This window comes from Sorangium sp. So ce406 (assembly GCF_051474675.1).
Lineage (GTDB): Bacteria > Myxococcota_A > Polyangia > Polyangiales > Polyangiaceae > Sorangium > Sorangium cellulosum_G.
Map to the genome: position 1 here is coordinate 2324127 of NZ_CP150340.1, position 25937 is coordinate 2350063.

Annotated in this window: 24 protein-coding genes; 13 read left to right on the forward strand and 11 right to left on the reverse strand. The window is 72.2% G+C overall.

Features of this window, described 5'->3' with window-relative positions:
* The first annotated feature begins 22 nt into the window (after positions 1-22).
* Complete coding sequence (recO, locus tag WME96_RS08660) at positions 23-745, forward strand: DNA repair protein RecO (RefSeq protein ID WP_437289684.1); 723 nt, start codon at positions 23-25, stop codon at positions 743-745.
* Positions 746-769: 24 nt separating this feature from the next.
* On the opposite strand, the gene WME96_RS08665 is transcribed toward recO, so the two are convergent.
* Positions 770-1942 carry a hypothetical protein gene (locus WME96_RS08665; protein ID WP_437289685.1) on the reverse strand — a complete coding sequence of 391 codons (1173 nt, stop codon included), beginning with the start codon at positions 1940-1942 and terminating at the stop codon, positions 770-772.
* Between the two features lie 172 nt (positions 1943-2114).
* Here WME96_RS08665 and WME96_RS08670 point away from each other — a divergent pair, with 172 nt between their 5' ends.
* On the forward strand, positions 2115-2534 hold the full coding sequence (locus WME96_RS08670) for a hypothetical protein (protein ID WP_437289686.1): 420 nt from the start codon (positions 2115-2117) through the stop codon (positions 2532-2534).
* 83 nt (positions 2535-2617) lie between these two features.
* Positions 2618-3520: a ferrochelatase gene (gene hemH, locus WME96_RS08675; protein ID WP_437289687.1), complete on the forward strand. Its 903-nt coding sequence runs from the start codon at positions 2618-2620 to the stop codon at positions 3518-3520.
* Between the two features lie 10 nt (positions 3521-3530).
* Here hemH and WME96_RS08680 read toward each other — a convergent pair whose 3' ends face one another.
* Positions 3531-4346 (reverse strand): SDR family oxidoreductase, encoded by an 816-nt coding sequence (locus tag WME96_RS08680; RefSeq protein ID WP_437289688.1) that lies wholly within the window; start codon positions 4344-4346, stop codon positions 3531-3533.
* 201 nt (positions 4347-4547) lie between these two features.
* Between WME96_RS08680 and WME96_RS08685 the strand changes: the two genes are divergently transcribed.
* Positions 4548-7361, forward strand: a complete 2814-nt coding sequence (locus tag WME96_RS08685; protein WP_437289689.1) for a tetratricopeptide repeat protein — start codon at positions 4548-4550, stop codon at positions 7359-7361.
* Positions 7362-8302: 941 nt separating this feature from the next.
* On the opposite strand, the gene WME96_RS08690 is transcribed toward WME96_RS08685, so the two are convergent.
* The 3 genes from WME96_RS08690 to WME96_RS08700 form a co-directional block, all read right to left on the reverse strand.
* A complete protein-coding gene (locus WME96_RS08690) occupies positions 8303-8941 on the reverse strand; it encodes a hypothetical protein (RefSeq protein ID WP_437289690.1) in 639 nt (212 codons plus the stop codon).
* Positions 8938-10278 carry an AAA family ATPase gene (locus WME96_RS08695; RefSeq protein ID WP_437289691.1) on the reverse strand — a complete coding sequence of 447 codons (1341 nt, stop codon included), beginning with the start codon at positions 10276-10278 and terminating at the stop codon, positions 8938-8940. The genes WME96_RS08690 and WME96_RS08695 overlap by 4 nt, the downstream gene beginning before the upstream one ends.
* Positions 10279-10629: 351 nt before the next feature.
* A complete protein-coding gene (locus WME96_RS08700; protein WP_437289692.1) occupies positions 10630-12012 on the reverse strand; it encodes a sigma-54-dependent transcriptional regulator in 1383 nt (460 codons plus the stop codon).
* Positions 12013-12273: 261 nt separating this feature from the next.
* On the opposite strand from WME96_RS08700, the gene WME96_RS08705 reads away from it, so the two are divergent.
* From WME96_RS08705 to WME96_RS08720, 4 genes are all read left to right on the forward strand, one after another.
* The gene (locus WME96_RS08705; protein ID WP_437289693.1) at positions 12274-13407 is read left to right on the forward strand and encodes a hypothetical protein; all 1134 of its coding nucleotides are present in this window, start codon (positions 12274-12276) and stop codon (positions 13405-13407) included.
* A gap of 89 nt (positions 13408-13496) precedes the next feature.
* Positions 13497-14870 carry a metallopeptidase family protein gene (locus WME96_RS08710; protein WP_437289694.1) on the forward strand — a complete coding sequence of 458 codons (1374 nt, stop codon included), beginning with the start codon at positions 13497-13499 and terminating at the stop codon, positions 14868-14870.
* A gap of 145 nt (positions 14871-15015) precedes the next feature.
* Entirely contained in the window at positions 15016-15549 is a 534-nt protein-coding gene (locus WME96_RS08715; RefSeq protein ID WP_437289695.1) for a hypothetical protein, read from the forward strand.
* Positions 15550-15582: 33 nt separating this feature from the next.
* The gene (locus WME96_RS08720; RefSeq protein ID WP_437289696.1) at positions 15583-16611 is read left to right on the forward strand and encodes a peptidyl-prolyl cis-trans isomerase; all 1029 of its coding nucleotides are present in this window, start codon (positions 15583-15585) and stop codon (positions 16609-16611) included.
* Between the two features lie 76 nt (positions 16612-16687).
* Here the strand turns inward: WME96_RS08720 and WME96_RS08725 are convergent, their stop codons facing one another.
* Together WME96_RS08725 and WME96_RS08730 are read right to left on the reverse strand one after the other, a co-directional pair.
* Positions 16688-17494, reverse strand: coding sequence for a hypothetical protein (locus tag WME96_RS08725; protein WP_061620880.1), 807 nt, complete (start codon positions 17492-17494; stop codon positions 16688-16690).
* A 271-nt stretch (positions 17495-17765) separates the two neighbouring features.
* On the reverse strand, positions 17766-18395 hold the full coding sequence (locus tag WME96_RS08730) for a hypothetical protein (RefSeq protein WP_437289697.1): 630 nt from the start codon (positions 18393-18395) through the stop codon (positions 17766-17768).
* Positions 18396-18506: 111 nt separating this feature from the next.
* Between WME96_RS08730 and WME96_RS08735 the strand changes: the two genes are divergently transcribed.
* The 3 genes from WME96_RS08735 to WME96_RS08745 are packed head-to-tail and all read left to right on the forward strand — an operon-like array spanning position 18507 to position 20069.
* A complete protein-coding gene (locus WME96_RS08735; RefSeq protein WP_061620881.1) occupies positions 18507-18800 on the forward strand; it encodes a 4a-hydroxytetrahydrobiopterin dehydratase in 294 nt (97 codons plus the stop codon).
* Between the two features lie 10 nt (positions 18801-18810).
* Positions 18811-19653: a ribonuclease III gene (rnc, locus tag WME96_RS08740; RefSeq protein ID WP_437289698.1), complete on the forward strand. Its 843-nt coding sequence runs from the start codon at positions 18811-18813 to the stop codon at positions 19651-19653.
* Positions 19650-20069 (forward strand): hypothetical protein, encoded by a 420-nt coding sequence (locus WME96_RS08745; RefSeq protein WP_437289699.1) that lies wholly within the window; start codon positions 19650-19652, stop codon positions 20067-20069. Before rnc ends, WME96_RS08745 begins: the two co-directional genes overlap by 4 nt.
* Positions 20070-20160: 91 nt before the next feature.
* Here WME96_RS08745 and WME96_RS08750 read toward each other — a convergent pair whose 3' ends face one another.
* The gene (locus WME96_RS08750; protein ID WP_437289700.1) at positions 20161-21225 is read right to left on the reverse strand and encodes a hypothetical protein; all 1065 of its coding nucleotides are present in this window, start codon (positions 21223-21225) and stop codon (positions 20161-20163) included.
* Positions 21226-21529: 304 nt separating this feature from the next.
* On the opposite strand from WME96_RS08750, the gene WME96_RS08755 reads away from it, so the two are divergent.
* Positions 21530-22048 (forward strand): tRNA (cytidine(34)-2'-O)-methyltransferase, encoded by a 519-nt coding sequence (locus WME96_RS08755; protein ID WP_437289701.1) that lies wholly within the window; start codon positions 21530-21532, stop codon positions 22046-22048.
* A gap of 86 nt (positions 22049-22134) precedes the next feature.
* On the forward strand, positions 22135-22644 hold the full coding sequence (locus tag WME96_RS08760) for a hypothetical protein (RefSeq protein WP_433934767.1): 510 nt from the start codon (positions 22135-22137) through the stop codon (positions 22642-22644).
* Between the two features lie 163 nt (positions 22645-22807).
* Here the strand turns inward: WME96_RS08760 and WME96_RS08765 are convergent, their stop codons facing one another.
* From WME96_RS08765 to WME96_RS08775, 3 genes are all read right to left on the reverse strand, one after another.
* Positions 22808-23314: a CarD family transcriptional regulator gene (locus WME96_RS08765; RefSeq protein WP_012234339.1), complete on the reverse strand. Its 507-nt coding sequence runs from the start codon at positions 23312-23314 to the stop codon at positions 22808-22810.
* A gap of 618 nt (positions 23315-23932) precedes the next feature.
* A complete protein-coding gene (locus tag WME96_RS08770; RefSeq protein WP_437289702.1) occupies positions 23933-24868 on the reverse strand; it encodes a Ppx/GppA phosphatase family protein in 936 nt (311 codons plus the stop codon).
* A 10-nt stretch (positions 24869-24878) separates the two neighbouring features.
* Complete coding sequence (locus tag WME96_RS08775; RefSeq protein WP_061619936.1) at positions 24879-25703, reverse strand: OmpA/MotB family protein; 825 nt, start codon at positions 25701-25703, stop codon at positions 24879-24881.
* Positions 25704-25937: the final 234 nt, after the last annotated feature.

The following is a 25937-nucleotide window of genomic DNA, read 5'->3' on the forward strand; positions in this document are numbered from 1 at the left end:
CGCTGTCACCCTCGAACCCGCCATGCCTCGATCCGTTCGTCCGCGGACGGAGCGGCTCCGCACCGAGGCGCTCCTGGTCCGGCGTGTCCCTTTCGGTGAGGCCGACCTGCTGGTCGGGCTCTTCACCGAGCAGGGTGGGCTCCTCTCCGCGACCGCGCGCGGCGCGCGCCGCTCGGCGAAGCGATTCCCGTCGCTCGAGCCGATGCACCTGCTCCGCGTGACCCTGGAGGTGCGGCCCGGCGCCGAGCTCGCCCAGCTCACCGAGGCCGCGATCGAGCGCCCGCGCCTGCGGCTCGCGGGGGATCTCGCGCGCCTCGAGGTCGCCGGGCGCGCGCTGCGCTGGGTGCGCGAGATCGCTCCGGCGCACACCGCCGAGCAGGCGGCCTGGCACGAGCTGAACGGGCTCCTCGACCGCCTCGACGGCGCCTCGTCGGCGTCCCCGCAGGCGCTGCTCGCGGAGACCGGCCTGCGGCTGCTGGTCGCCTTCGGCTGGGGGCTCGAGCTCACGCAGTGCGTCCGGTGCGGGCGCGCCTGTGACGCGACGCAGTCGGCCCAGGTCGACCCGGCGCGAGGCGGCCTCGTGTGCCGGGCGTGCGGGGGAGGGCCCCTCTTGTTGCGGCCGGAGCCGCGAGAGCGCCTGCTCGCCGCGATGCTCGGCGACGCCCCCGAGATCCCGGAAGAGGACGTCCCGATCGCGCTCGATCTCGTCGAGGGCGCGCTCACCGCGCACGCGAGCGGGAGCTAGCGCCAGCAGATCCCGCGCGTCACCTCACGCCACGGCTCTCCAGAAGCGGCTCACCGCGCGCGGCGCCTCCGGAGACCCCTCGATCTCCACATACGGCCTGCCGGGCGCGTTGCGTGGGAAAGAGAAGCTCCCGGTGTTCGCGTAGCCGTCGCCGAGCGCCTCCCGGTGCGTGTGGCCGAACACGACGAGCTTCGCGCCGGTCGCCTTCGCCACGTGGCCGGCGCTCTCGGCCAGCCGCTCCGCGACCGTGCCGGCGTACCGGTTGTGGCCGTTCGCCCAGCTCACGCCCATCAGCAGCGCGCCGAGCCCGAGCGCCGCGGCGCCGGTCTCCCGCGCGCCGAGCCCGAGCGCCGCGATGCCCGCGCCCATCGACAAGGTCGCGATCACGCGGTCGAAGTACAGCCGCGTGAACGTGCTCGCCGCGCTCTCGAGCGTCGGCGTGGCCGCGAGTCCGAGGAGCTCGTCGGCCATCGCGCGGGGCACCCCGAGCTCGTGCGCGAAGCGCTCGACGACCGCGGCGCCGACCGTCGCCTCGCCTCGCGCGCGGTAGAGGGGCCCGCTCTTCAGCATCGCGCCGATCGCCGCGTGGAAGTAGCGGTAGATGACGTAGGGGGCGCGGGGGCCGTACCAGGTGAACGCGGACAGGAACAGGTGGAGCGGCGTCTGGTCGTTCGCCTGCAGGTAGCGGTGCGCTCCTGTCGGCGCGATGAACTCCTCGACGAAGTGGACGCCGAGGCTGCGCTCGCCGACCACGAGCGGGTGAGCCGGCGCGTTGTCCGGATCGTACAGGTGCCCGTGCTCGATGTGGATCGCCCCGTCGCGGAAGAACCAGGGCGTCGTCCGGATCCGGGCCCGCGCCTCGCCGCCCACGCCGAGCGCCTCCGCCAGCGCCTCGGGGAAATCGGGCGCGCCGACCTCGGCGTCGTGGTTGCCTCCCGAGAGCCAGAGCTCGCCGTCCCGGTCGAGGTGCTCGGCGAGCGCCGCCCGCGCGGTCGGGTGAGCGAACAGCGCCTCGCGCAGCGCGAGCGGCCGGGGCATCCGCGGCGACTCGGACGAGAGGTCGAACAGATCGCCCGCCACGACGATGCGCGTTCCCCGGTGGGCTGCCACGAACCGCGCGAGGTCGGCGGTCACGCCGGGCGGCGTCTGGCGCACGAGGTGGAGATCGGCGAGCACGACCGTGCGGCGCTGCGTCATAACCCACCATATTCATCACGTCCGTCCGGGCGCTGCAACTCGCCACCCGCCGTGGGACGTCGGGGGCGGAGGGTGGCGGCCCGCCGAGTTCGGCCCTCGTGCGCCGCGATCGCCGCGAGCGCGCCGCTGTCCGGGCTCGACGACCGCGCCGCCGCGTCCCATGCAAGCATGCATGGAAGGCTCGGCACGGACGCGACCTCTGGCTCACCGGGGGCGCGATGGACTGCTCGCGGAGATCGAGCGCGCCCTGCGGGGCCAGGACATCGAGGCGCTGGCCCGGATCTACGCCGACGACGCCGTCATCGAGCAGGTGAGCAACCGCAATCCACCGGCCCACCCCAGCGTCACCAGCGGAAGGCAGGCCATCCTGGAGCACCTCAAGAGCGAGCTCTTCCACGATCCCGTCTCGGGGTGGTCGCGCCAGCTCGACGCCACGGAGATCGTGGACGGCATCGAGACCGACGAGGGGCTGGCGTTCATGGAGGTGCGGATCTACGCCGCGGGCGATCGGGTGGTCGCCCAGCACCTCGCTCGCAAGAAGGACGGCCTCATCGGCCACGACCGCGTCGTGGTTGTCTGGGACGCGAAGTGAGCCTTTGCCGGCGAGCGGCCGCGCCGCGGCCGCGCGCTGGCGACGGCCGCGCTGTTCACGCGGAGGCGATGTAGAGTGGCGCCGTGACCACCGCCGTCCTCCTGAGCTGCCACGGCACCGTCGAGCGGCTCGACGATCTGCCCGCCTTTCTATCCAATATTCGCCGCGGCAGGCCCGCCCCGCCGGAGCTGATCGACGAGGTGCGGCGCCGCTTCGAGACGATCGGCGGCTCGCCGCTCCTGCGCATCACGCAGGCCCAGGCGGACGCGCTCGCCGAGCGGCTCGGTCTCCCGGTCGCGATCGCGGGGCGGCTCTGGCACCCGTATCCGGCGGAGGTGCTCGGCGCGCTCCACGCGCGCGGCGTGCGGCGCGTCGTCTCGCTGCCGCTCGCGCCGCAGTCCGTCGACGTCTACCACGCCGTCGTGCGCGACGCGGCCGCCAGGCTGGACGGCATGGAGGTCCGGTGCGCGCCGGCGTGGGGGCTCGAGCCGGCGCTGATCGACGCGTTCGTCGAGGTGATCGACGAGGCGCTCGCGCGCTTCCCCGAGGAGAGCCGGGCGAAGGTGGCGGTCATCCTCTCGGCCCACAGCCTGCCGCAGCGGATCATCGAGGCCGGCGATCCCTACGAGCGCCAGTTCCGCGCGATGGCCGCCGAGGTGGAGCGCCGCGTCGCGCCGCGGGGGAACCCCGTGCTCGTCGCCTTCCAGAGCCAGGGCATGACCGGCGATGCATGGCTCGGCCCGGATCTCCGGTCGACGTTCGACCGGCTCGCCGCGGGCGGCGCGCGCGAGGCGCTGATCGCGCCGATCGGCTTCGTCGCAGACCACGTCGAGACCCTCTACGATCTCGACGTGGAGGCGCACGTCCTGGCCCGGGACGCAGGCCTCGCTCGGCTGGAGCGGGCGCCGGCCGTGAACACGCGCCGTCGCTTCATCGACGCCCTGGAGGCGCTCGTCCGGCGCGAGCTCGGGGCGGACGCGCCGTAGGCGGGCCGGCTCAGCGGCGAACGCCCCTGCTCCTGCCCCCGAGCCGCGAGAAGGCCGCGTTGAGGAGCCCGGGAGCGTGCCTCGCGAGCGACACCCCGAGCTTCGCGTGCCCGGTGATGATGGCCTCGGCGCGGCGCGCGGCGATGGCGTCCATGATCTGCCGCGCCGCCTTGGGCGTCGGCATGACGAGCCAGGGAGGCACCGGCTCCCGGGCGTCGTCGCGCAGGGTGCCCAGGTTGTCGATCCGACGGATCTCGCTCGCCACGAACCCCGGGGCGACGTGCGTGACCGCGACGCCATCGGCGTGGAGCTCGCCGCGCAGCGTCTCGGCGAGGGCGCGCACCGCGAACTTGCTCATGCTGTAGGCGCCCATCCCGGGAAACGCGAGGTAGCCGCTCGCGCTGCCCATCAGCGCGACGCCGCCGCGCGATCGCTTGAGCTCCGGCAGCGCGGCCTTGACGGTGCGCAGCGCGCCGAAGACGTTCGTCTCGAGCTGCCGGCGGAAATCGTCGAGCGAGAGCTCCTCGACGCGCCCCGCCACGCCGAACCCCGCGTTCGCGACGGCGATGTCGAGGCCGCCGAACGCCTTGCGCGCCTCCTCGACGGCGCGCTCCACGTCGCCGTCGCGCGTGACGTCGCACTGGACCGCGATCGCCTCGCCGCCTGACGCGCGGACCTCCGCCGCGAGCGCCTCGAGCCGCTCGGTCCGCCGCGCCGCGAGGACGCTCCGGCCGCCGCGCCGGGCGACCTCCCGGGCGAGCGCCTCGCCGATGCCCGACGACGCGCCCGTGATCAGCACGACCTTTCCTGCGAGCCCGCTTTCCATGGACCCCCGCATACCACGATCGCGCGGGGGCCAGCCCTGGCGCGCCTTCGGGCGCTCGCTCATGCTCGGCCCTTCCTCTCTCGGCTAGGATCGGCTTGCCCGGCCTCGCCGGGCGCCGCTCTTCATCAGCGCGGTCACGCAACAGTCACGCGTAGTTACGCTGGGTTACGCACGGTCACGTGCGGTCGCGTACGGGGTGTCATGCGAAGCCACTCGATCCGCCGCTCTCTCTCCGCTCTCCTCGTCGCCGCCGCCTGCGCGGCCCAGGCGCCCGCTTCCGCCGAGCCGCCCGCCTCGCTCGCGCGCGCGGAGGCGCTCCTCACGCAAGGCGACTACGCCGGCGCCGAGAAGGTGCTCGCCGCCCTCCAGGGGGGCGCGGACCGCGCCCCGGCGCTGATCGCGAGGGCGCGGATCGAGCTGCTCACGGGCCGCTACGACGAGGCCGCGAAGACGGCGAAGGCGGCCGCCGCCATCGGCAAGGAGGCGAGGATCGCCGCCGCGCCGCTCCGGGCCGAGGCGCTCGCGCGCCGCGGGAAGATGGCCGAGGCGATCGCGGCCGCGCGCGAGGTCGAGCGGGAAGACGAGGCGCGCCGCGCGCGGCTCGTGCTCGGCGAGCTCCTGATCCAGTCGGGCAAGCGCGGCGAGGCGCGCGCGCCGCTGATGACGATCATCGACGACTACAACGACGACAAGATCACCGCGAGCGACGCGGAGGGGATGTCGCTGGTCGGGCGCGCGGCGCACCTGCTCCGGAGCGCGCGCGACGCGAACGACGCGTTCAACGCGGCGGAGAAGGTCGGCGGCAAGCAGCGGGTGGAGACGTTGCTCTGGCGATCCGAGCTGTTCCTCGACAAGTACGACCCCGGCCACGGCGGGCAGGTCGTGAAGGAGGCGCTCAAGCTCGCCCCGAAGGACCCGCTGGTCCGCGTCGCCATGGCGCGCGTCAAGCTCGACAGCGCGATGGATTTCGGCGGCGCCGACAGCGAGATCGCGCAGGCGCTCTCCGTGAACCCGAACCTCGCCGAGGCCTATTTCGTGCGGGCCGGGCTCGCGCTCCGCGACATGGACATCGACGCCGCGGACGCCGCGGCGGACCGCGGGCTCAAGGTCAACCCGAACGACCTGGAGCTGCTCTCGATCAAGGCGGCGGCCCGCTTCCTCGCCGACGACGCGGCGGGCTTCGACGCCCTCAAGGCGAAGGTGCTCGGCCTGAACCCGGAGTTCTCGCGGTTCTTCCAGATCGTCGGCGAGTTCGCGGAGTGGGAGCACCGCTACGACGACATCGTCAAGATGATGGAGGAGGCGACGAAGGTCGATCCCAACGATGCGAAGGCGTACGCCACGCTCGGGCTGAACCTGATCCGCGCCGGCGACGAGAAGAGCGGCCTCGTCGCGCTCCAGAAGGCGTGGGACAAGGACCGCTTCAACGTGCGGGTGTTCAACACCCTGAACCTCTACGAGAAGGACATCGCCACCCAGTACGTGACCGTCGAGGGGCAGACGTTCCGCGTCCGCTATCACAAGCAGGAGAAGCCGATCCTCGAGCGGTACGTGCCGCGCATGCTCGAGGAGGCGTGGGGCTCGATGGTGAAGCGCTACGGCTTCACGCCGAAGGTGCCGGTCTCGATCGAGCTCTACGCGTCGACGGAGAACTTCAGCGTGAGGACGAGCGGCCTGCCGAACGTGGGCATCCAGGGCGTCTGCTTCGGCCAGACGCTGGCGGCGCTGAGCCCGGCGGCGGCGGAGTTCAACTGGGGGAACGTGCTGTGGCACGAGCTCGGGCACGTCTTCGCGATCCAGCTCTCGAAGAACCACGTCCCGCGCTGGTTCACCGAGGGGCTCAGCGAGTACGAGACGATCGTGCGGCGGCCCGAGTGGCACCGCGAGGAAGATCCCGCGCTGTTCTCCGCGCTGAAGGGCGGGAGGATCCCGGCGGTCGAGGGGTTCAACCGGGCCTTCACGCACGTCGACAGCATCGAGGACGTGACGATGGCCTACTTCGCGGCGAGCCAGATCGTGGTCTTCATGGTCGAGGAGTTCGGCTTCCCGAAGGTGGTGTCGATGCTGCCCCGGTGGGCCGCTGGCAAGCGGACGCCGGAGGTCGTGAAGGAGTCCCTCGCCATCGGCACCGAGGAGCTGGATCGGCGCTTCCGCGCGTGGCTGAAGCCCCGCCTCGAGCGCTACGAGAAGCAGTACGTCCCCGATCTGCACGCGCCGCCGCTCGACGAGGCGCGCAAGGCGGCGGCCCGCGCCCCGAAGGACGCGAAGCGGCTCGTCGAGCTCGCGCTCGCGCTGTTCGAGGACGGGCAGCGACAGGAGGGCGAGGCGGTGCTCGCCGAGGCGCTCCGGGTCGACCCGAAGCAGCCGGACGCCGCGTACCTCAAGGTGCGGGCGGCGTTCGCCGAGAAGAAGCCCGACGAGGCGGCGAGGGTCCTGAGCAAGATGATCGCCGACGGCCACGACGGCTACGTCGTGCGGATGAAGCTCGCGGATCTCGCCGAGCTGAAGAAGGACGCGGCGCGGATGAAGGCGAACCTCGAGGCGGCGTCCCGCCTGGATCCGTCGCAAGCCGAGCCGCTCCAGGGGCTCTACGATCTCGCGCGCCGGCAGAAGGACGCCGCGGGGGAGCTCTCGGCGCTGCGCCGGCTCGCGCTGCTCGACCAGCACGATCGCCGCGTGTGGCGGCGGCTGCTCCGGCTGCTCGTGGAGCGCGGGGCGTGGGAGGAGGCGCGCAAGGTCGGCGAGAGCGCGATCTACGTCGACGTGGCCAATCCGGAGATCCACCGGCTCTACGCGCGGGCGCTGGCGCGCACGGGGCGGCACGTATCGGCGATCTACGAGCTGAACAGCGCGCTCCTGTCCGGGCCGAAGGCCGGGGACGCGGCGGAGATCTACGGGGAGCTCGCCAAGGCCTACGCGAAGATGAAGCGGGACGACTACGCGAAGCAGGCGCTGGAGTACCAGAAGGCGATGCGGGGGGCGTCGCCGCCAGCGCCGCAGGCGATGCCGGATTGAGGCTTGGGGCTCGGAGCTCGGGTCTCGGGGCTCGGAGCTCGGAGCTCGGGGCGAGGGGAGGACGGAGATCCCGGCTGCGCGCGCCGGAGGGGGTCTCCGCGCGGCAGGGCGCGGGTGGGCGCTCGGCCATCCGCCGAGGCGGGAGCGTGGAGCTTGCGCATGCACCACCGCCCGGCATGTCTCCCTTCGGGCCATGCCACCTGGGACGTTTCGTCGCGCGCCACACAAGGCGCGCCTGAGACGTGGAGCCCGCTGAAACCTTATGGCACCTCGGTCGGTGCTCGCCGCGCCCACCCGCGCCCTGCCGCGCGGAGACCCCCTCCGGCGCTCACGTGGTGTCAGGTCAATTCGCCGCGCGATGGGCTGGAAGTTCGTGGTCCCCGCCCCGCCGGCAGACCGGAAACGGTCCGGGAGAGCCAGCCGGGAGCCCTCGCGGGACCGGAAACGGTCCATGGGAGGCAGCCCGGGAGCCCTCGAGGGACCGAAAACGGTCCATGGGAGGCAGCCCGGGAGCCCTCGAGGGACCGAAAACGGTCCATGGGAGGCAGCCCGGGAGCCATCGAGGGACCGGAAACGGTCCATGGGAGGCAGCCCGGGAGCCCTCGAGGGACCGAAAACGGTCCATGGGAGGCAGCCCGGGAGCCATCGAGGGACCGGAAACGGTCCGTGGGAGGCAGCCGGGAGCCATCGAGGGACCGGAAACGGTCCGTGGGAGGCAGCCGGGGAGCCCTCGAGGGACCGGAAACGGTCCGTGGGAGGCAGCCGGGGAGCCCTCGAGGGACCGGAACGGTTGCCAGTACCTCCTTACTTTATGGCACAGCGCCTTCTGAGAAGCCTGGCCGGCGATGTTGCGACAGGTTCAGGTGTGCCGTCTGCCGGTCGGGGGCAAACGCTTCTGGGTGAACATTTCTCCGCGGCCGATTTTCACGGCGCGGCAGCAGTCATGCGCCAGACCTTTCGTCCTGCATGGAATGCGGGGCATCGTCGCTGAGCGCCGGCTCGGCGGCTGCTTGCTCCCGCTGCTTCCGCACCGCACGCGCGATGAGGGGGGCCTTGCGGGCGAGGCCCTCCAGGCTGAGCTCTCCCTCGCAGTACATCCGGTACCACTCCTGCCGGTACGAAACGATGCTCTCGCCGTCGCCGAGTTTGAGCCGCTTCAGCATGGTCTGCGCGCGATCACGGAGCTCCGGCGGGCACCGGTCGGTCAGCACCATCTGGCAGGACGGCAGGATGATCTCGAACCAGCCGTCGCCGACCTCGAACGGATCCAGGACCTGATCGGAGCGGAGCGCGCTCTTGCTGCTGTTGATCCATGCCGCGGCATATCGGAAGTTGGTCCACTCGTAGGCGAGGCTGCGATCTTCGTCTCGCGAGACGAAGTGGTCGACGGTCCCCGGCGCCGACAGCCACATCGCCGTGTAGCCGCACAGGTCCTTGAAGGCTGCCCGGAGGTCGCGCGCAGCGCGCCGCCAGTAGCCCGGCGTGCTTCTGGCGTCGCCCTTGGCGAGCCACCGCTGCCCGGGCTGTCGCACGCTGACGTGGAAGTCCGCCGGCTCAGGCGCGCGCTCGAAGGGGATCACGCGCTCGCTCGCTCCCGGCGCACGATCCAGCGCGGCCAGAAGCGATCCTGATCGGGCAGCAGGCGTACGAGCTCGCGATGGATCTCCTCCTCGCTCCTGAGCCCTTCCGGCAGCGCGCCGGTCTCGCCGCGCATGAACGCCTCGGCAGCCTCGACGGCGCGCTCCGCCTCGATCGAGCGAGCCTGCTCGAGGCCGAACACGGGGGAGGTGAGCCATCCGATCGCGTCGCCGCGCTTCGCCCAGGGGAGCTCGCGCACGGTCACGTCGGCTCCGTCGAGCTCGAACACGAACAGCTTGTCCCTGGCCGGTCTGAAGTGCGGCTCCATCGACGCGAGCACGAGGGGCGAGTGCGTCGTCAGCAGCACCTGCGGGCGCATCGACGGGGCGAGCTCGCCGAGGACCGCGAGCAGCGCGGGGACGATGTGACGCTGCCACTTCGGATGCAGGTGCGTCTCCGGCTCCTCCATCAGAACGACGATGCGATCCGAGGGCTGCCAGCCGATCAGGCGCGACGCCTGGACGTGCTCCGACCAGGACCACGCGATGAGGTAGGAGAGCGCGAGGATCCGCTTCATTCCGGCGGACGCGTGGACGATGGGGATCGTGCCGTACGGCAACGCAACGGTCGGGAACTTGCGCACGTCGTCGAGGTAGAGCCGCACCGGCTTGCCGGGGGTCATCTTCTCCTCGGGGTGGGAGAGCTGGTCGAGCACGCGACAGAGGAGCTGGAACGGGTGAGCCTCGTCGCCGTCCGCCGCCTCGAGCTGCCACGTCACCCAGTCCTGGACGAGTCCGTTGCAGAACGGCTTTTCGTCGCGCCTGAGGCCATCCCAGACCTGGTTCTCCTCGAAGAGGTAAGGAACGGGATTCAGCTGATCCCTTATCAGCGGGTAAAACTTGGGGCTGTTCGTTGGCAAGCTCTGTCGATGCGGATCCCAGACCGAGTACGCGCCATTCGTTCGGATATAGAGCACGGGAGCCGTATCCTGCACCCATGAGGGGACATCGATTTCGGCGGGGGTTGTGACCAAGCCGCGGCTCATGTCCCGCCTGAACCTGTCGCCCCACTGTTGAGCAACGCGTTCGTACTTGCTCTCGAACTGGTCCGAGCTGGTGCCTGGCTCGGCTTCTCCCGAGATGCGCGCGTTCTCTTCTCGTCCCGGTTGCGGCAGCACTGGTCGGTCCGTCCACGTCCCGGTGAGCGCCCACCATGCGACCTCGAGCACGAAGCTCTTGCCGAGCCCGTTGTCGCCGGTGAGCACATTGAGCCGCTCGCCGAGCTCCAGGTCGAGCCGGTCGGCCGGCCCCACGCCTTCCAGGTGCAGCGATCGCAGCATCGTGGTTCCGCGTACCACACCCGCCGCGGTCCAGGCCATGTGTCGCGCTGCCGGTACGCCTGTCGTTCGACACCCGAAGCGCCGAGGGGAGGGTCTGCGCGGCGGCCGCGGGGGGGCGCGGCGAGCACCGACCGAGGTGCCATAAGGTTTCAGCGGGCTCCACGTCTCAGGCGCGCCTTGTGTGGCGCGCGACGAAACGTCCCAGGTGGCATGGCCCGAAGGGAGACATGCCGGGCGGTGGTGCATGCGCAAGCTCCACGCTCCCGCCTCGGCGGATGGCCGAGCGCCCACCCGCGGCCGCCGCGCAGACCCTCCCCTCGGCGCGGCCCCCCGGCAGGGCCCCCTCTCCGGCTACTCCTCGTCCGCCTCGCCCTTGTCCCCGCGCAACCCGAGCGCCTTGCACTTCTTGTAGAGGTGGCTCCGCTCGAGCCCGAGCCCCCGCGCCGTCGCGGCCATCTGCCCGCCGTGATGGCCGAGCGCCTCCTCCAGGATGGCCCGCTCCGCCTCCTCGGCGAGCACCCGGAACGGCACGCCCGGACGGAAGAGCCCCCCCTTCATCGAGGCCTGCTGCCCGCCGAGGCACACCTTCACGTCGCCCTCGTCGATCGTGTCGTCCGGCGTCAGGATCACCAGCCGCTCGATGATGTTGCGCAGCTCCCGCACGTTGCCCGGAAAGCTGTAAGCGACGAGCATCCCCATCCCGCCGCTCGTGAACGCCATCCCCGGCCTGTCGTTCGCCTGCGTCGCGAGCGCGAGGAAGTGCCGCGCGAGCAGCGGGATGTCCTCGCGCCGCGCCCGGAGCGGCGGCAACGACAGCGGCAGCACGTTGAGCCGGTCGTGGAGGTCCGGCCGGAACTGCCCCTCGCGGCACGCCGCCTCGATGTCGCGGTTCGTCGCCGCCACGACGCGCACGTCGACCTTGATCGTCTCGTGCCCGCCCACGCGCTCGATCTCCCGCTCCTGCAGCACCCGGAGGAGCTTCGCTTGCATCGCGAGCGGCATGTCCCCGACCTCGTCGAGGAACAGCGTGCCGCCGCTCGCGCGCTCGAACTTCCCCCGTCGCTGCTTCGTCGCGCCGGTGAACGCGCCCGCCTCGTGGCCAAACATCTCGCTCTCGATGAGCTCGCTCGGCACCGCGGCGCAGTTCATCTTCTCCAGCGGCCCGCGCGCCCGCTTCGACGCGCCGTGGATCGCGCGCGCGACGAGCTCCTTGCCGGTGCCGCGCTCGCCCGTCACGAACACCGTCGCGGTCGCCCTCGCCGCGCGCGCGATCTGCTCGCGTAACTCGAGCATCGCCCGGCTCTCCCCGATGAGCTCGCCGACCTGACCGGTCTGCGTCCGCAGCGCCTTCGCCTCGGCCTCGGCCCGGACGAGACGCAGCGTGTTGTCGAGCACGAGCAGCAGCCGATCGGTCGAGAGCGGCTTCTCCAGGAAGTCGATCGCGCCGAGCCGCGTCGCGCGGACAGCGGCGTCGACCGTCGCGTGGCCGCTCATCATGACGACCGGCAGCTCCGACCCCGCGGTGCGTATCCGCTGGAGCAGCTCGACGCCGTCGCCGTCGGGCAACGAGACGTCGAAGAGCGCGATGTCGTAGCTCCGCTTCGCGAGCTTCTCCTCGGCCACCCCGACGCCGCCGGCGACGTCGACCGTGTAGCCCTCCAGCGACAGGGCCTTCTGCAGGGTCGTCAAGATCGCCCGCTCGTCGTCGAGCACCAGCACATGTCCGCGCGGCATGTCTGCCACCGTAGCGCGGAACCGCCGCGGCGGAGGGGTGCTGGCCGGGTATGCGAGCCCCGCCCCGACGCCGCCGCGCGCACCCGGAGGTGAAGTGAATGCGTCGAGCGCGCGTCGGAACCGGCAAGAAACGAAGGCGACCACCGACGCCGGAGCGCCCGCGGCTCCACGAGGACGAGCGCGACATCCACGCCGCCTCGGCGCCTCTGTGCGCGGAGAAAGGGGCTCCGGCCCGCGGGCGCTATGATAGCTTGGCGTGGGATGTCTGCCGACGGCCCCGCGACGGCGGAAGGAGATCTGGAGCGCACGCCGTTCGCCCATCTCTTTGTGTATGCCGTCGAGCACCGGCTGACCGGCGCGCTCATCCTGCTGGAGCCCACGGGCGCCGAGCACACGGTGCGGATCGTCCGGGGGGCCCCCGTCAAGATCCGTCCGAGCGACGGCTACGCGCGGTTCGGAGAGATCCTGCTCGAAGAGGGGGTGATCTCCGCCGAGATCCTGGCGGATGCGCTCGCGACGAGGGGTCTCCTCGGCGATGTGCTGCTGCTCTCGGGGTGCCTCGACTCCCCGACGCTCGACTGGCTCGCGCAGGTCCAGTTCGTGCGGCGGATGGTGCGGCTCTTCGATCTGCCGCCTGAGACGACGTACCGCTATTTCGACGGCCTCGACGTGCTGGCCGACTGGGGCGGCGATCCAGCGAAGGTCGATCCGCTCGCGCTGCTCTGGGCGGGGCTGCGCGAGCATGGCGAGCGCTCGACGCGGCTCCAGCGGACGCTCGAGCGGATCGAGGCGGTTCCCCTCCGGCTGCACCCTGCCCTCGAGCCGGGTCGTCTCGGCCTCACCGAGGGCGAGCTCGCCGTGATCGACGTGCTCCAGAGCTCCTCGCCCACGCTCCCGGCGCTCATCAGGTCCGGGGTCGCGCCGGAGCCGATCGTGCGCAAGCTCATCTACGCCCTGGCCATCACGCGTTACCTCGATTTCGGGAAAGGCGTGCCGCTCGGCGCGGAGCCCTCGTCGAGCGTGCCGCCCGCCAGCGCGGCGAGCCTGTCGCTCGGGCGCATGCAGCTCCGCGCGACCCTGCATCGCGAGGGCGCCGCCGCGCCGGATCCGGCCGGCGACGGCGAGCGCGCGCCCGTGATGGGCCGAGGTCGCCGCCGCGATCGCACGTCCTCGGAGCCGTCGCCCTCGTCGACCGTCGCGCCGCGGATGGCTCCGCTCGGCGGGGGCTCCCTCTCCGCCGTGGTGGCGGCCGAGCTGGCCAACGCCGCTGGGCTCGACGTCGGCCGCGCGGGGCGGGACCCTTCTGGCGCGGACAGGGACCCCGATGCCTGGGGCTCGTCTGCGCCGGCCGACGACGGCGCCTCCAGCGGCTCGCCGGCCCCCGAGGACCCCTGACGGGACCTCGCCGCGGCGAGGCGACAGGCGAGGTGAGGAGGCGCCGCGCTGGAAGGCGCGCGCCCGCGCCCTTATAGGGCCGCCGAGCGATGCCGAATCCTGCGCCCGCGCCACGCCTGCTCCCCGCGCAGGTCCACCTCCCTTCCGGCAACGTGGTGCGCCTGTCGGACGCTGCCGCGCGCGCCCATGCGCCGGCCGTCCTGGGCGCCCCCGGAAGCCGCGGCGGCGACGCGCCCGCCCCGGCCGGCAGGTGCGCGCGCGATGTGCAGATCCTCGCAGGCCCGTCGGTCCTGGCCGACGCGCGCGGCGCGCCGCTGGATCCGCTCGGCCTCCCGCTCGCAGACGCCCACGTCCTGCGCGCGCTCCTCGCGTTCGCCGGCGTCACGCCGGAGGAGCCCGGCGCGTACACGTGCGAGAACTGCGGCGCCGCGTTCGAGGTCGCTCCGTCGCGCCTGCTGGAGATCGGGCCGTTCACCGACGGAGAGCTCGACGACCCCGAGCTCGATCGCCCGTTCGATTTCGGCGCCTTGCACCCGATCCCGGCGCTGCGCGTCGGGCGCGCCGTGTGCCGCGGCGTGCGGCTCGTGGAGCGGACCGTCGAGGAGGCGATGCCGCTGCTCCGCCTGTCCAGCGACGGCGCGCTCCGCGTCACGCCGTCGCTGGTCGTCGCCATGGGCATCGCGGCGCTCGGCCGCGAGCGGCGCGCCTCGGTGATCGCCGACGCGCTCGCCAGGGCGTCGGACGAAGCGTGGGCGGCGATCGTCGACCTCTACCACGAGGCGCGCTACCCCGCGCGGCTCCTCGCGGTTCACCGCTGTCAGGCCTGCGGCGCCCGGAACGACCTCGATGTGCCGCTCGAGCGGGAGCTCGCGCGCGCGCCTCTACGCGCCCTCGAAGCGGATCCGGACGTCCCCGGGGAGGCGAGCTCCGCGGCCGGGGAGGGGCGCGCCTTCCCCGATCTCGACGCCTTCGAGGAGCGCGTCCGCGCGGCGGCGGAGCGCATCTACGAGGCCCGCGGCGTGCGGAACATCGACCTCTTCATCGACGCGGGCGTGCCGGCCTGCGACGACGGAGGCGAGCCGCTGCTCGGCTGCTACACGCCCGGGACGCCCGCGGACGAGCTCGGGATCGCCCGTCCTCCGGAGATCCGGATCTTCTATCGGACGTTTCGAACAGAGGCCCGCGAGGACCCCGGCTTCGACGTCGACGCGGAGATCGAGGAGACGATCGACCACGAGGTGACGCACCACCTGCACCACCTCGCCGGGAGCGATCCCCTCGACGACGAGGAGCACGAGCAGATCGAGCGCGAGAACCTGCGCCGGATCGGCCACGCCGAGGCTGCCCGGCGCGCGCGGCGCGGCGCCTTGGCCGACGTCGCCGGCTTCCTCCGCGCGACGTGGCCGGCCTGGCTGATCGCGGCCGTGGGGACGGCACTGGCGTGGTGTGAGGGCGGACGTTGAGCTCCGGCGCGCGCGGCGCGAGCGCGACGTGCGCTCGCCGCTTTCTTCGAAGCGAGAGGATGAGCTGTCTATACTCCGGGGACAGCCAGAAGATGTGCCGGGGAATTCCGGCTCCTCGAGCGCCGCTGTGCTCCTGCCGAGGATCGTGAAGACGAAGAGATCGCCGGCCTCCAGGGCCGGATCCACCAAAGCGCCACGTCCAGCCAAGCGGGACGGCGATGCGCAGAACCGCCGGGGAAGTCCGGATGCGGTCGAGAAGCGCCGGGCCGCGCGTCGGTTCAACGAGCTGCTCCTGGGCGGCGGTGGCCGCGCCGGGGATGGCCGCACCGAGCGCCGGCGCCGGCGCTTGCTCGCGGAGCTGGCCGAGGGCGTCTCGCGGCGCGGCAAGCGCGCGCTCAAGCCGATCGACGTGCTGTCACGCGTCGAGGAGCTCCTGGAGCTGGGCGAGCCGCTCGCCTCGATCCGCAAGGCGTACCCGCCTCCGCCCCCGGTCGAGGTGACCGCCGAGCTCGTCGAGGGGCTGAAGCACCTCCACCGCGCCTACGGCTTCTCCGCGGACGTGTACCGGTTCGTCGGGCTCGACGCGCACGCCCTGCGCAAGGCGGGCGTGCTGCGCGGCGGCGACCGGGGAGGCCCGACCGGCGCGCCGGCCGAGACGGCGCGCCGCGGCGCAGCTTGACCTTGCCTGCCGGCGCGGGGATAACCCGCTCCGATGCGCGCGAGAACGGTGAAGCTCCTCCTCGCAGCGGCCGCGACCGTGGTCGCGTGCGCGGCGTCGACCGGCCTGTCGCTCCGCGCTGAGGCCCAGCCGTCGGCCGCGGCGGACGCGGTGGTGGCGCGCGTCGGCGACAAGGTCATCACGGCGGCGGAGGTCGAGCGGAGGATCGCGCAGATCCCGCCGTTTCAGCTCCAGAGCTTCGGCCGCACGCCGGACGAGATCCGGAGGAACTTCGTGAGCCAGGTCCTGGTGCGCGAGCTGCTCCTCGCCCAGGGGGCGGCCGCGCAGAAGCTCACCGAGCGGGCCGACGTGCAGGACCGCATCCGCGGCGTCCTTCGCGCCGCCCTGCTGCAGCGGATCCAGGCGGAGGCGGCGGCGAGCTCTCCGGTGACCGACGAGGAGGTCCGCGCCTACTACGAAGCGAACCGGGACAAGTTCAGCGCGCCGCCGATGGTGGCGCTCTGGCGCGTCCTCGTCGCGACGCGCGAGGAGGCCGAGGCGATCCTGGCCGAGCTCAAGAAGGACCCGTCGCCCCAGCGCTTCAAGGACATCGCGCGCGACAGATCGCTCGACAAGGCGACCAGCCTGCGCGGCGGCGACCTCGGGTTCGTGGCGCCCGACGGCAGCACCGCGGAGCTGGGGCTGAAGCTCCACCCGGGGCTCATCGAGGCTGCCGCCCGGGTGAAGGACGGGGAGCTCGTGCCCGAGCCGGTGGCGGAGGGCGATCGCTTCGCGGTGCTGTGGCGACGGCAGAGCCGCAGGCCGGTGAGCCGCTCGCTGGAGCAGGAGGCGCCCTCGATCCGCCAGATCCTCGCGCACGGCAAGGCCGAGGCGCAGGTGAAGCAGCTCCTCGAGCGCCTGCGGGCGCAGGACGTATCGGGCCATGCGCCCGAGCTCGTCGACCTGATCGACATCACCTCGACGGGCGATCTGCAGCCCCTGCGGCGCCCGGGCACCCTGGCGAGCGGCCGCCGCCCGGGCGCGCCCCCGCCTTCGCCCGTGCCGCGCCAGGACATGCGCTGACCGCGTCCGACGTCTCGGCATCGGTGCGATCGATGTCCTCGATCCGCCGGTCGCCTCGCCAGCGCCGCAGGCGCGGTCAGCTCAGCGCGACGACGATCGCGATGGCGGCGAAGCCGGAGGCGATGGTGACCACGAGCGCGGCGATGCTCCCGGCGCGGCGAGCGCGCTCTGCAGCTTCGGGCGGGAGCGCGTAGACGCCCAGCAGCAGCGCCGTGGAGGCCCTGCCCGGTACCCGGAGCGACGCCGACAGGATCTGCTCGGCGCCCTTGATGCCGCCCGTGATGAGCATGACCAGCGCGCCGAGCGGCCCGGCCATGAGGTCCCAGCCGCACGCGTAGAGCCCGAAGCGGAGCGCGCGCCGGCGCTCCGGCCGGGCGCCCTGGCGGCGCGCGCCGAGCTCGAGGGCGGCCCCGTGCACCGCGTGGGCGAGCACCATCCACACGGTGAGCCCTGGAACGCCGATCGCGAGCCACTGGAGAGCGCTCGCGCGCGCGGCCGGGTTCCGCGCGAGCTCCAGCGTCAGGCCCGGCAGCGCGAGCGCCACGATGGGCAGGAGCGCGACGACCATCGAGAGGATCGCGAGCGTCTCCGCCAGCAGGGCGAACCGCATGGCCGCCGGGAACGCGCCGTCGGGCAGCGCCGCGAAGAAGGTCTCGGCCCCCAGCGTGGTGGCCTTCGACGTGGCCCAGAGCCGCGACCAGACGCCGCCGAACGGGCGCTCCCACGGGATGATCGCGACGACCCCCGAACCCTCGTCGGTCGCCGCGGCGCAGCCGGCGCAATCCGGCTGGCCGCAGCACGCGCAGAGGACCGCCGCGGGAACATCGAACGCCTCGTCGTCCCGCACCGGCTCACGGCGTACGCTGGCAGATCTCTTGGCCATCGCGCACCTCCGAGCAGCGGACAAAGGCCACTCCTACCAAGGTTACGTCGCACCAGCGGGCCTGTCGACCCGGGATGCCTCCGAGCGAGTACATCGTCCGTCGTTCACGCCGCGTCGTTCATCGCCTCGTCGCGTCGTTCGTTCAGCGTCATCCCGCGCGCACCGCGGCGCTTCGTCCTGGCAGGTATGGCATCGGTGTCAGCCCTGGCGCCGATCGTTTCACGATGCCGGAGCGCGGCCGTCGGCCATCGCGGGCACGCGGGCAGCGCGATCAGTGCAGCACCTCATCGCCCCGTCGCTGCTGTCCCGTGGGGAGGTCGTCGACCCTTCCTCCGAAGAGCGCCGCGGTGATCAGCGCGGCGAGCGCGATCGCCCCGGTCGCGTAGAGCCCGTAGCCCCACGTGAAGCGGACTGGACGGAGCAGCGTGCTGGCCGGCGTGAACATCAGGCGCATCGCGACCGTGGTGAGGGCGACCGCGGCGAGGAACGCGACGGCCACGCGGGCGCCGCGCATCTTGTGGATCGATCTCCGCGTCAGCACGAGCGGGATCATCACGAAGAACGCGACCGCGGGGGCCCACATCCACCCGAGCCTGCGCGCGAGACCGAAGCCGCTGAGATCGCGGATCTCGGGCGCGGCCTCGTGGACCCAGGGCGCGAAGAACGCCGCGAGGCCGAAGGCCGCGAGCGCGAGCAGGGCCCCCCGGCCGCGACCGGCGTAGGTCCACGGGAGCGGCTCCATGTGCGGCGGGAGCGGCTCGTCGGGCTCCTCGTGGAGCGCGTCGTACGAGGGAGGGAGCTTCGAGAGCTCCTCCAGCCGGAGACCGCAGGCGGGGCACGTACGGGCCTCTTTCGCCTCGAACATCTCCCGACAGAAGGGGCAGGCGGTGAGCCCGGTCATCGCCGCGGGAGGATAGCGCACGGCGGGCGAGCGCGCGGCGAGCGGCGCGCGCGGCCCGGGGACGCAACTCGGGGTTCCACCGAGGCGGGGCTTAGCTCATAGTTGCTCCCCATGGGCAAGCGTGATCGGCTCCCGGACGATGAGATCGCCGGTTTCGTCGCTGCTCACCCGGGCTGGGTGCGAGCGGGCGAGCGGATCGAGCGGAGCTACTCGTTTCCGGATTACGGGACCGGCGTGGGCTTCGCGATGCGGCTCGCCCTCCTCGCCGAGCGCCGCGATCACCACCCGGACATCCTGCTGTCGTGGGGCAAGGTGCGCGTCGCGTGGTCCACGCATGACGCCGGCGGTCTGACGGCGCTCGACCTCGAGATGGCGGAGCTGACCGACCGCCTCAACACGGGCTGAGACGTCGCGCGTGGGCAAGGTGCTGGGGATGCTCCCGAGCGAGCTGCTGCGGCGTCTGGATCTCGGCGTGGAGGGCGACCTGCCGCACCTCGAGGAGGCGCTGACGCACCCGAGCTTCTCGAACGAGCAGCGCGGCGGCCGGCGCGTGGACAACCAGCGCCTCGAGTTCCTGGGCGACGCCGTGCTCGGCCTGTGCGTGACGGAGCTCCTCATGGAGCGCTTCCCGGGGGCCAGGGAGGGGGAGCTCTCGATGATGCGCTCGGCGCTGGTCAACACCGACGCGCTCGCGGCCTGGGCGCGCGGGGTCGAGCTGGGCGCGGCGCTCCGGGTCGGGCGGGGCGCGGAGGTCGCCGGGGAGCGCGACCAGACCAACGTGCTCGCCGACGCGACCGAGGCGCTCGTCGCGGCGCTGTACCTCGATCGCGGCTTCGAGAGCGCGCGCGCGCTGAGCCGGAAGATCGTCGCGAGCCCGCTCGCCCAGCTCGCGAGCGGCAGCATGCTCGGGCGCGACGCGAAGAGCGAGCTGCAGGAGCGCGTGCAGGCGCGCGGCGCCGCATCGCCGCGCTACCGGCTGATGGGCACGGAGGGGCCGGACCACGACCGCGCGTTCCTCGTCGCCGTCGAGGTCGAGGGCAAGGTCATCGGCACCGGCCGGGGCCGATCGAAGAAGCTGGCCGAGCAGGCGGCCGCGCGCGCCGCGCTCGTGGCGTGCGCCGCGCCGGAGCCTGCGACCCCATCCGATGAACGGGCGACCACCGAGGCCCTGGAAGGCGCGCCCGAGGGCAGGGACGCCGCGCCGGCCGGCGCGGCGTCCCCCGAGCCACCCATGAACGACCGAGGACCCAGTCGATGATCCGTCACCTGTTGATTGCCTTCACCTTCGCGCTCTGCTCGCTCTTCGTCGCGCTGCCCGCCTGGGCCGGGAGCTACCTGGACAGGGCGAGCCTGCTGCTCGACGAGGCGCGCCGGGAGGGCGACATGCTCCTGCCGCGCACGCACGACAAGGAGCTCATCATGGTGGTGCACGCGCTCGCCGAGGCGCGCGCCAAGGTGGCGAGCAAGATGGAGTGCCCTTCCTCCGTCTCCAGGGCGCACCCGCACCTCCTGCTCGTGCTCGAGAACAGCGAGCGCGCCGCCGACGCGGCCGCTCAGGGCAACTTCAAGAAGTTCATGGAGCACCTCACCGTGGCGCGGAACGAGGACCGCGCGTTCCGCGCCATCCTCGCCGAGCTCGGCTACGCGCTGCCCGATCTGGGCCCGAAGCGCTGACGCGACCCGGACCGCGCGCGGGCTCCCGGCGCCGCGCGCCTCGGAGCACGGCGCCGAGCGCGCGGGCTCCGGACGCCGCGCGCCGCGCGCCTCAGAACACGGCGCCGAGATCGAGCGCGAGGGTCCACTGCGACCCGAGCCCGGCGAACTTGTTCTCGCCGTTGATCTCGTAGTCTGCACCCTGGTTCGCGTCCTCGGGGCTCACGATGTCGGTGATGAAGTGAGCGCCGAACTTCACCATCTGGAAGCGCAGCTGCGCTCCGAAATGGAGCCGGTGGCGCGACATGCGCACGGCGTCGAACACGACGGTGTTGTTGAAGTCGGCCTGGGATCCGCCCGCGCACACGGGCTGGCCGTCGTGGGGGAGCGTCTCGCCGTCCGCCCCTTGCACGGGGTTCGCCGGCGAGTTCAACCCGCGGAAGTTGCAGTAGTTCACGGCGTCGGTGTTCGGGGTGAGATCGATCAGCCCCGAGTCGCCGAAGATGTAGAGCCACTGGTAGCCGGCGTACGGGGTGACGACCACCGTCCCGCCGATCGGCAGAGGCTTCGAGAGCTGCGCGTCGACGCCGGCGACCGTGAGCTGGAACTCCTCGGTCCCGGTGATCGTCCGGACGCTGCCGCCCACGGCGACCTCCGGGAAGATCGCGGGGATCCCTCTGCGGAACCCCTCGAAGAGCGCCCAGCGTACGTCGGCGCCCCCGCTGACGATGTTGGTGTTGGCGAGGAACCCGACGGCGCCGGTGAGCTCGAAGCCGAACGGGAAGCCCTTGCGCACCTTGAGCGAGTAGTGCTGCAGGAAGGAGTCCGGGCTCCGGTTCTCGATGGAGAAGTTCCCGGACGCCGGATCCTGCGGCCCCTGCGTGCCGCGCTGCCAGTAGTCCGCTTCGCTGTCAATCTTCGTGTAATCGGCCTCGATGCCGATCTCGAACCCGCCGTAGCCCGTGGTCCGCGCCGAGTGCATCGCCGATGGCGCGATCGCGAAGCCGTACTGCGCGATGAGCTTCGCGAACGCGGCGTCGTCGGTCTGGCAGCGCTGATAGCGCGACGCGGGGTTGTAATAGAGGCCGTTGTCCGGCCCCGTGATGCGGCAGGGCACCGCAGCGTCACCGACGCCAGGGACCGGCTCGCGCACCAGCCGCGCGAGCGCGGGATCCATGGAGTCTGCAGACGCCAGCGAGGATGACGCCACCCCCGCGAGGGCAATTGCCGAGGCAATCCAGCACGATGCGCGCATTCCGTGTCTCCGAGGCGGGAGGCTACGTGTCCGCTCGTACAGCCGTCAAGCGAACAGAGGCACCTCCGTCAGCTCCGACCACCTTTTGCGTGGCGCCGCGTGGGCCGGCTGCCCGACCGGGGCCGCGCCGCGAGCGCCGGTGGGCCAGGCCGCGCGCGACCCCTCCTCGGGGCTTGCGTCGCGGAAGGGGGTTGCACCGCGAGGGCGCGTCGCCGAAAGAGAGGGCGTGCTCAAGGATGGTCGCCCCCGGCTCCGCGCGGCGCCGCTCGATCCGCCGTTCCGGATCGTGCTGGTGGAGCCCGAGATCCCGCAGAACACAGGCAACATCGCGCGGCTCGCGGCTGCGACGCAGAGCCCCTTGCACCTGCTCGGGAGGCTGGGGTTCCGCATCGACGAGCGGAGCGTACGCCGCGCGGGGCTCGACTACTGGCACCTGGTGACGCTCGAGCAGCACCTCGACATCGCCCACTTCCGCCACCGGCACCCGAACGCGCGGCTGCGCCTGTTCAGCGCGGTGGCGTCGCGGAGCTACCTCGACGCGGACTTCCGGCCGGGCGACGCCCTCGTCTTCGGCAAGGAGAGCGTGGGCCTCGACCCCGACCTCCTCGCCCGCATGCCGGACGACGTCTTCGGCATCCCCACGCTGGGCCCCGTGCGCTCGCTCAACCTGGCCAACGCCGTGTCGATCGTCCTCTACGAGGCGCTCCGCCAGGTGGGCGCGCTCGCGGGCGCAGCGCCGGCGTGAAGGCGCGCTCCTCCGCGAGGTGCGGCGGACACCGGCGGCCGCGCGCTGTGGACTCCGGCGGGGCGTCGTTCTAAGGGACCGGCGGCATGACGACGCACCGGCAGCGCGCGCGGCACAGCGGACGGGCGGCCGCGCGCCTGCGCTGCGCCGTCGCGGTGGCCGCGCTCTCCGCGGCGCTCGCCTCGTCGGGGTGCAGCAGGCGCCCTCCCAACGGCACCCCGGACGGCGCCGTCCGGGAGCTGGTCGCGCGGCTGCGCCAGCTCCATGGCGATCCGGCCGACGCCAAGGCCGCCTTCGAGCTTCTGTCGCGCCGCGCGCGGGACAACCTGGCGGCGCGCGCGCAGCGCTACAGCGCGGCGACCGGCAAGGCGATCGCGCCCGAAGCGATGATCACGCCCTCCCGCTTCCTCCTGCGCTTCGAGCCGCAGCGGTACGTCGCCCAGATCGCCGGCGCCCATGCCCTCGTGGACGTCGCCGGCCTGCTCCCGGGAGAGCGCGTCCAGGTGCCCTGCGTCTACGAGGACGCCGGCTGGCGTGTCGATCTCGCGCTGCCACCGCTCCCTCCCGTACAGAAGCGGCCCGGCAGCGAGCTCTGAGCGGAGCCACCGGCGGCCGCCCCCCCGGGTAGGGCGCCGGCCGCGGCCTCGACGCCGCGAGCCCGCCGTGGGCTCCGGAGATCGGAGCCACAAAAGCCCGGAGGCCGGCAGTGCCGGCCTCCATCGGCAGCGGCCGCAGGGCCGCTAGCCATGAGGTAACGCCTCAGTTGGCGAGAAAGATCGCCTCGATCTCGGTCTTCACCTGCTCTTCCGTCTGGCCCCGGGCGATCGCGATCTCCTTGACGATCAGCGTCCGGGCGGTGTCGAGCATGCGGCGCTCACCGAACGAGAGTTGCTTGTCCGTCTTCAGGCGGTACAGGTCGCGGAGCACCTCCGCGACGTCGTAAATCGAACCCGTCTTGATCTTGTCCATGAAGCCGCGGTAGCGACGGTTCCATGTCTGGTTGTCGAACGCGATGGTGCGCTCGCGGAGGATGTCGAAGATTTCCCGGATTTCCTGTTCAGAGATGACCTGGCGAAGGCCGACCGCGCTCGCGTTGCTGACTGGAACCATGATCTTTCGATCCGTGTCCAAGATGCGGAGAACATAGAATCGCTGACGGTTGCCAGCGATGTCCTTCTCCTCGATGTTGACCACCTCGGCCACGCCCTGGGCCGGGTAGACGGCTTTGTCGCCCACCTTGAACTGGATCTCCGAACGAGCCTGCATATCGTCTCCTTTGCCTTCCACCCCGCCGTCTCTTTATTTTTCGTCTGCTTCCCGAAATCCTCTCCGGGAAGCGGCCGTTGCACATGCGGTTGAACCTGGACCCGCAGAACCGACACACACCGTCGCGCATTCCGAGAAAAAAACCATGAACCGCGTCTCGAGACCGCTGTACGAGCACAAGCGCGAGCACCACCGCCAAGACCCGCGAGGGGTCGGTGCTCAGGCGTGCACAGTGAAATCTCGAGCAGCGGCGGTGAAAGCGGACGGTTTCGGGCGGAAGGGATTGAAGTTGGGGGAACGGCCCTCTCGAAAAAGGGCCAGTTTGCGCCAGGCGCGCGCACTCTAGTGAGCCAGCACAGAACCGTCAACGAAAATCCCCGAGGCTGACCCATCGTCGCGTGATCATTCTGGTTTTTTTCTCAGGATCGGGCGGGGTCACAGTGTGTGCCAGTGGAGGCACCAGCGTGAATGCACGCTGGCCCGCCGCTCTAGTTTAGGGCAGAGCAGGCCTCTCCGGGAGAGGTGGCGGACCTGAGCTGGGTGGGATGAGGCGAAAATGTGGCGGACACAACGGCCAGGAGGGGCTGCGTCCGTCCCTGTTCAAGCGAGCCGGTGGGCTCAGGCAGGGCAGAGCCGCTCGGCCAGCCCCCAGCGGACCCCGCGATCCGAGGCGATGAGATCGACAGGCGCCCCGGCGACCCTCGAGGCCCACGCGAGGAGCTCCTCGATCAGCACGCTGCCGGAGACGATGACGTCGGCGCGCGCCGGATCCAGCGCAGGCAGCTGCCTTCGCGCGGCGAGCGGCAAGGAGGCGAGCCGGGACGTGATGGCCACGACCTCGGCCCCGGAGACCCGCGCGCCGTGGACGCGGGCGCCGTCGTAGGGGACGACGTCGCGCACGAGCGCGGCGAGGGTCGTCACCGTCCCCGCGACGCCGACCAGGGTGGGCACGCCCGACAGAGGCCCGGCCGGGACCGTCGCCAGGGCGGCCCGGGCGTCCGCGCGGACGGCCTCGAGCTCGGCCTCGGCCGGCGGATCCGCGCGGATGTGACGCTCGGTCAGCCGGACGCTGCCGACGTCGAGGCTCACCGCCCGCTCCACCGTGCCGCCGGCGTCGCCGACGATGATCTCCGTGCTGCCGCCCCCCACGTCGAACACGATCCTGGGACCTCGGGCCGGCAGGTCGAGCCCTGTCAGCGCCCCGGCGTACGTGAGCTCCGCCTCCTCCGGCCCGGAGATCACGCGCGGCGCCACGCCGATGAGGTCGCGGGCGCGGGCGATGAACGCCTCCCCGCCGGCGGCGTCGCGCATGGCGCTGGTCCCGACGGCGTCCACCCGCTCGACGCCCAGGGACCTGAGCTCCTCGCCGTAGCGGGCGAGGCAGGCGAGCGTCCGCTCCACGGCCTCCGGGGCGAGCGCGCGGGCCGCGTCGACCCCCTGGCCAAGGCGGGTGATCGTCGCGCGCTCGGCGAGCGCGACGAGCTCACCCCCTCGGCGCTCCGCGACGAGCAAGAGGACCGAGTTCGTCCCGATGTCGATGGCCGCGACGCTCATGCGGAAGGCCTTACTGGGTGAGCGTCTTCAGGTCGAGCATCTCCTCGACGTTCGGCAACACCACGAGCTCGCAGCGCCGGTTCGCCTGCTTGTTCTCCGGGGTGTCGTTGGCCTTCACCGGGTCGGTGTCGCCGTAGCCGGAGGCGCTCCACCGCTCGGGCTTGAGGCCGCCGCCGCCCTTGTCCTGGGGCTGGAGCAGGAACGCGAGCACCTCGCGGGCGCGCATGACGCTGAGCCCCCAGTTGTCCTTGAAGCGGCCGCCGGCGAGCGGCGCGTTGTCCGTGTGCCCGGCGACCTGGAACGAGCGCGCCGACAGCCCGGCGTCGTTGCGGATGACCTCGGCCACCTTGAGCAGGATGTCCTGGCCCTCCTTCTTCAGCGTCTCCCGGCCGGAATCGAAGAGCACGTCGCCGGGGAGCTGGATGACCATCCTGTTGTTCCGGACGGTCACGTTGAGCCCGAGCTTGGTGAGGGCCTGGAGCTTCTCCCGCAGCACCTCGAAGCGCTTCTTGATGTCCTCGAGCTGCTGGGCGCGGCGGCGGAAGTCCTCGAGCGCGCGGGCCTGCTGCTCGAGGTTCGCGTTCAGGTTGGAGATGTCCACGCCCGCGGCCTTGAGCTGGGACTTGAGCTGCTCGATCCGGGCGGCCGCCTCATCGAGCTCGCTCCTGGCCTTCTTGTTCTGCGCCTGCTCGGCGCTCAGCTGGGTCTTCAGGCCCTCGATCTCGCGGACCTTGGCCTGCATCTCCTCCTCCGAGTAGCCGCATCCGAGCGCCCCCGAGCCGGCAAGGAGCGTTGCGCCCAGCAACAACCACGACGTCGAGCGACGAACCAACATACCTTTCCTCCTAGAGCGGCGCGGCGCCGGCCCATGAGGGGCGACCGCCGCGCAGGCGGCGCGACGGTAGCGAGGCGAATGGCGCCGCACAAGGCTCTCTAGAGCCTGCGCAACGCTGGTGCTCCGTGCGACCATGAGCTCCACGGCGCGGTTTGCCGCGCCTTGCAGGCGCTCGGTCGCCGGAGAGAAGCGGAGAGGGCCAAGACAGACATTCCGGAGCTTGTCAACGAAAAT

Coding starts and splice junctions, on each gene's coding strand:
- recO (WP_437289684.1), top strand. CDS start 23: ATGCCTCGATCCGTTCGTCCGCGGACGGAGCGGCTCCGCACCGAGGCG.
- WME96_RS08665 (WP_437289685.1), bottom strand. CDS start 1,942: ATGACGCAGCGCCGCACGGTCGTGCTCGCCGATCTCCACCTCGTGCGC.
- WME96_RS08670 (WP_437289686.1), top strand. CDS start 2,115: ATGGAAGGCTCGGCACGGACGCGACCTCTGGCTCACCGGGGGCGCGAT.
- WME96_RS08680 (WP_437289688.1), bottom strand. CDS start 4,346: ATGGAAAGCGGGCTCGCAGGAAAGGTCGTGCTGATCACGGGCGCGTCG.
- WME96_RS08685 (WP_437289689.1), top strand. CDS start 4,548: ATGCGAAGCCACTCGATCCGCCGCTCTCTCTCCGCTCTCCTCGTCGCC.
- WME96_RS08695 (WP_437289691.1), bottom strand. CDS start 10,278: ATGCTGCGATCGCTGCACCTGGAAGGCGTGGGGCCGGCCGACCGGCTC.
- WME96_RS08700 (WP_437289692.1), bottom strand. CDS start 12,012: ATGCCGCGCGGACATGTGCTGGTGCTCGACGACGAGCGGGCGATCTTG.
- WME96_RS08705 (WP_437289693.1), top strand. CDS start 12,274: ATGTCTGCCGACGGCCCCGCGACGGCGGAAGGAGATCTGGAGCGCACG.
- WME96_RS08710 (WP_437289694.1), top strand. CDS start 13,497: ATGCCGAATCCTGCGCCCGCGCCACGCCTGCTCCCCGCGCAGGTCCAC.
- WME96_RS08720 (WP_437289696.1), top strand. CDS start 15,583: ATGCGCGCGAGAACGGTGAAGCTCCTCCTCGCAGCGGCCGCGACCGTG.
- WME96_RS08725 (WP_061620880.1), bottom strand. CDS start 17,494: ATGGCCAAGAGATCTGCCAGCGTACGCCGTGAGCCGGTGCGGGACGAC.
- WME96_RS08730 (WP_437289697.1), bottom strand. CDS start 18,395: ATGACCGGGCTCACCGCCTGCCCCTTCTGTCGGGAGATGTTCGAGGCG.
- WME96_RS08735 (WP_061620881.1), top strand. CDS start 18,507: ATGGGCAAGCGTGATCGGCTCCCGGACGATGAGATCGCCGGTTTCGTC.
- WME96_RS08745 (WP_437289699.1), top strand. CDS start 19,650: ATGATCCGTCACCTGTTGATTGCCTTCACCTTCGCGCTCTGCTCGCTC.
- WME96_RS08750 (WP_437289700.1), bottom strand. CDS start 21,225: ATGGATCCCGCGCTCGCGCGGCTGGTGCGCGAGCCGGTCCCTGGCGTC.
- WME96_RS08760 (WP_433934767.1), top strand. CDS start 22,135: ATGACGACGCACCGGCAGCGCGCGCGGCACAGCGGACGGGCGGCCGCG.
- WME96_RS08765 (WP_012234339.1), bottom strand. CDS start 23,314: ATGCAGGCTCGTTCGGAGATCCAGTTCAAGGTGGGCGACAAAGCCGTC.
- WME96_RS08770 (WP_437289702.1), bottom strand. CDS start 24,868: ATGAGCGTCGCGGCCATCGACATCGGGACGAACTCGGTCCTCTTGCTC.
- WME96_RS08775 (WP_061619936.1), bottom strand. CDS start 25,703: ATGTTGGTTCGTCGCTCGACGTCGTGGTTGTTGCTGGGCGCAACGCTC.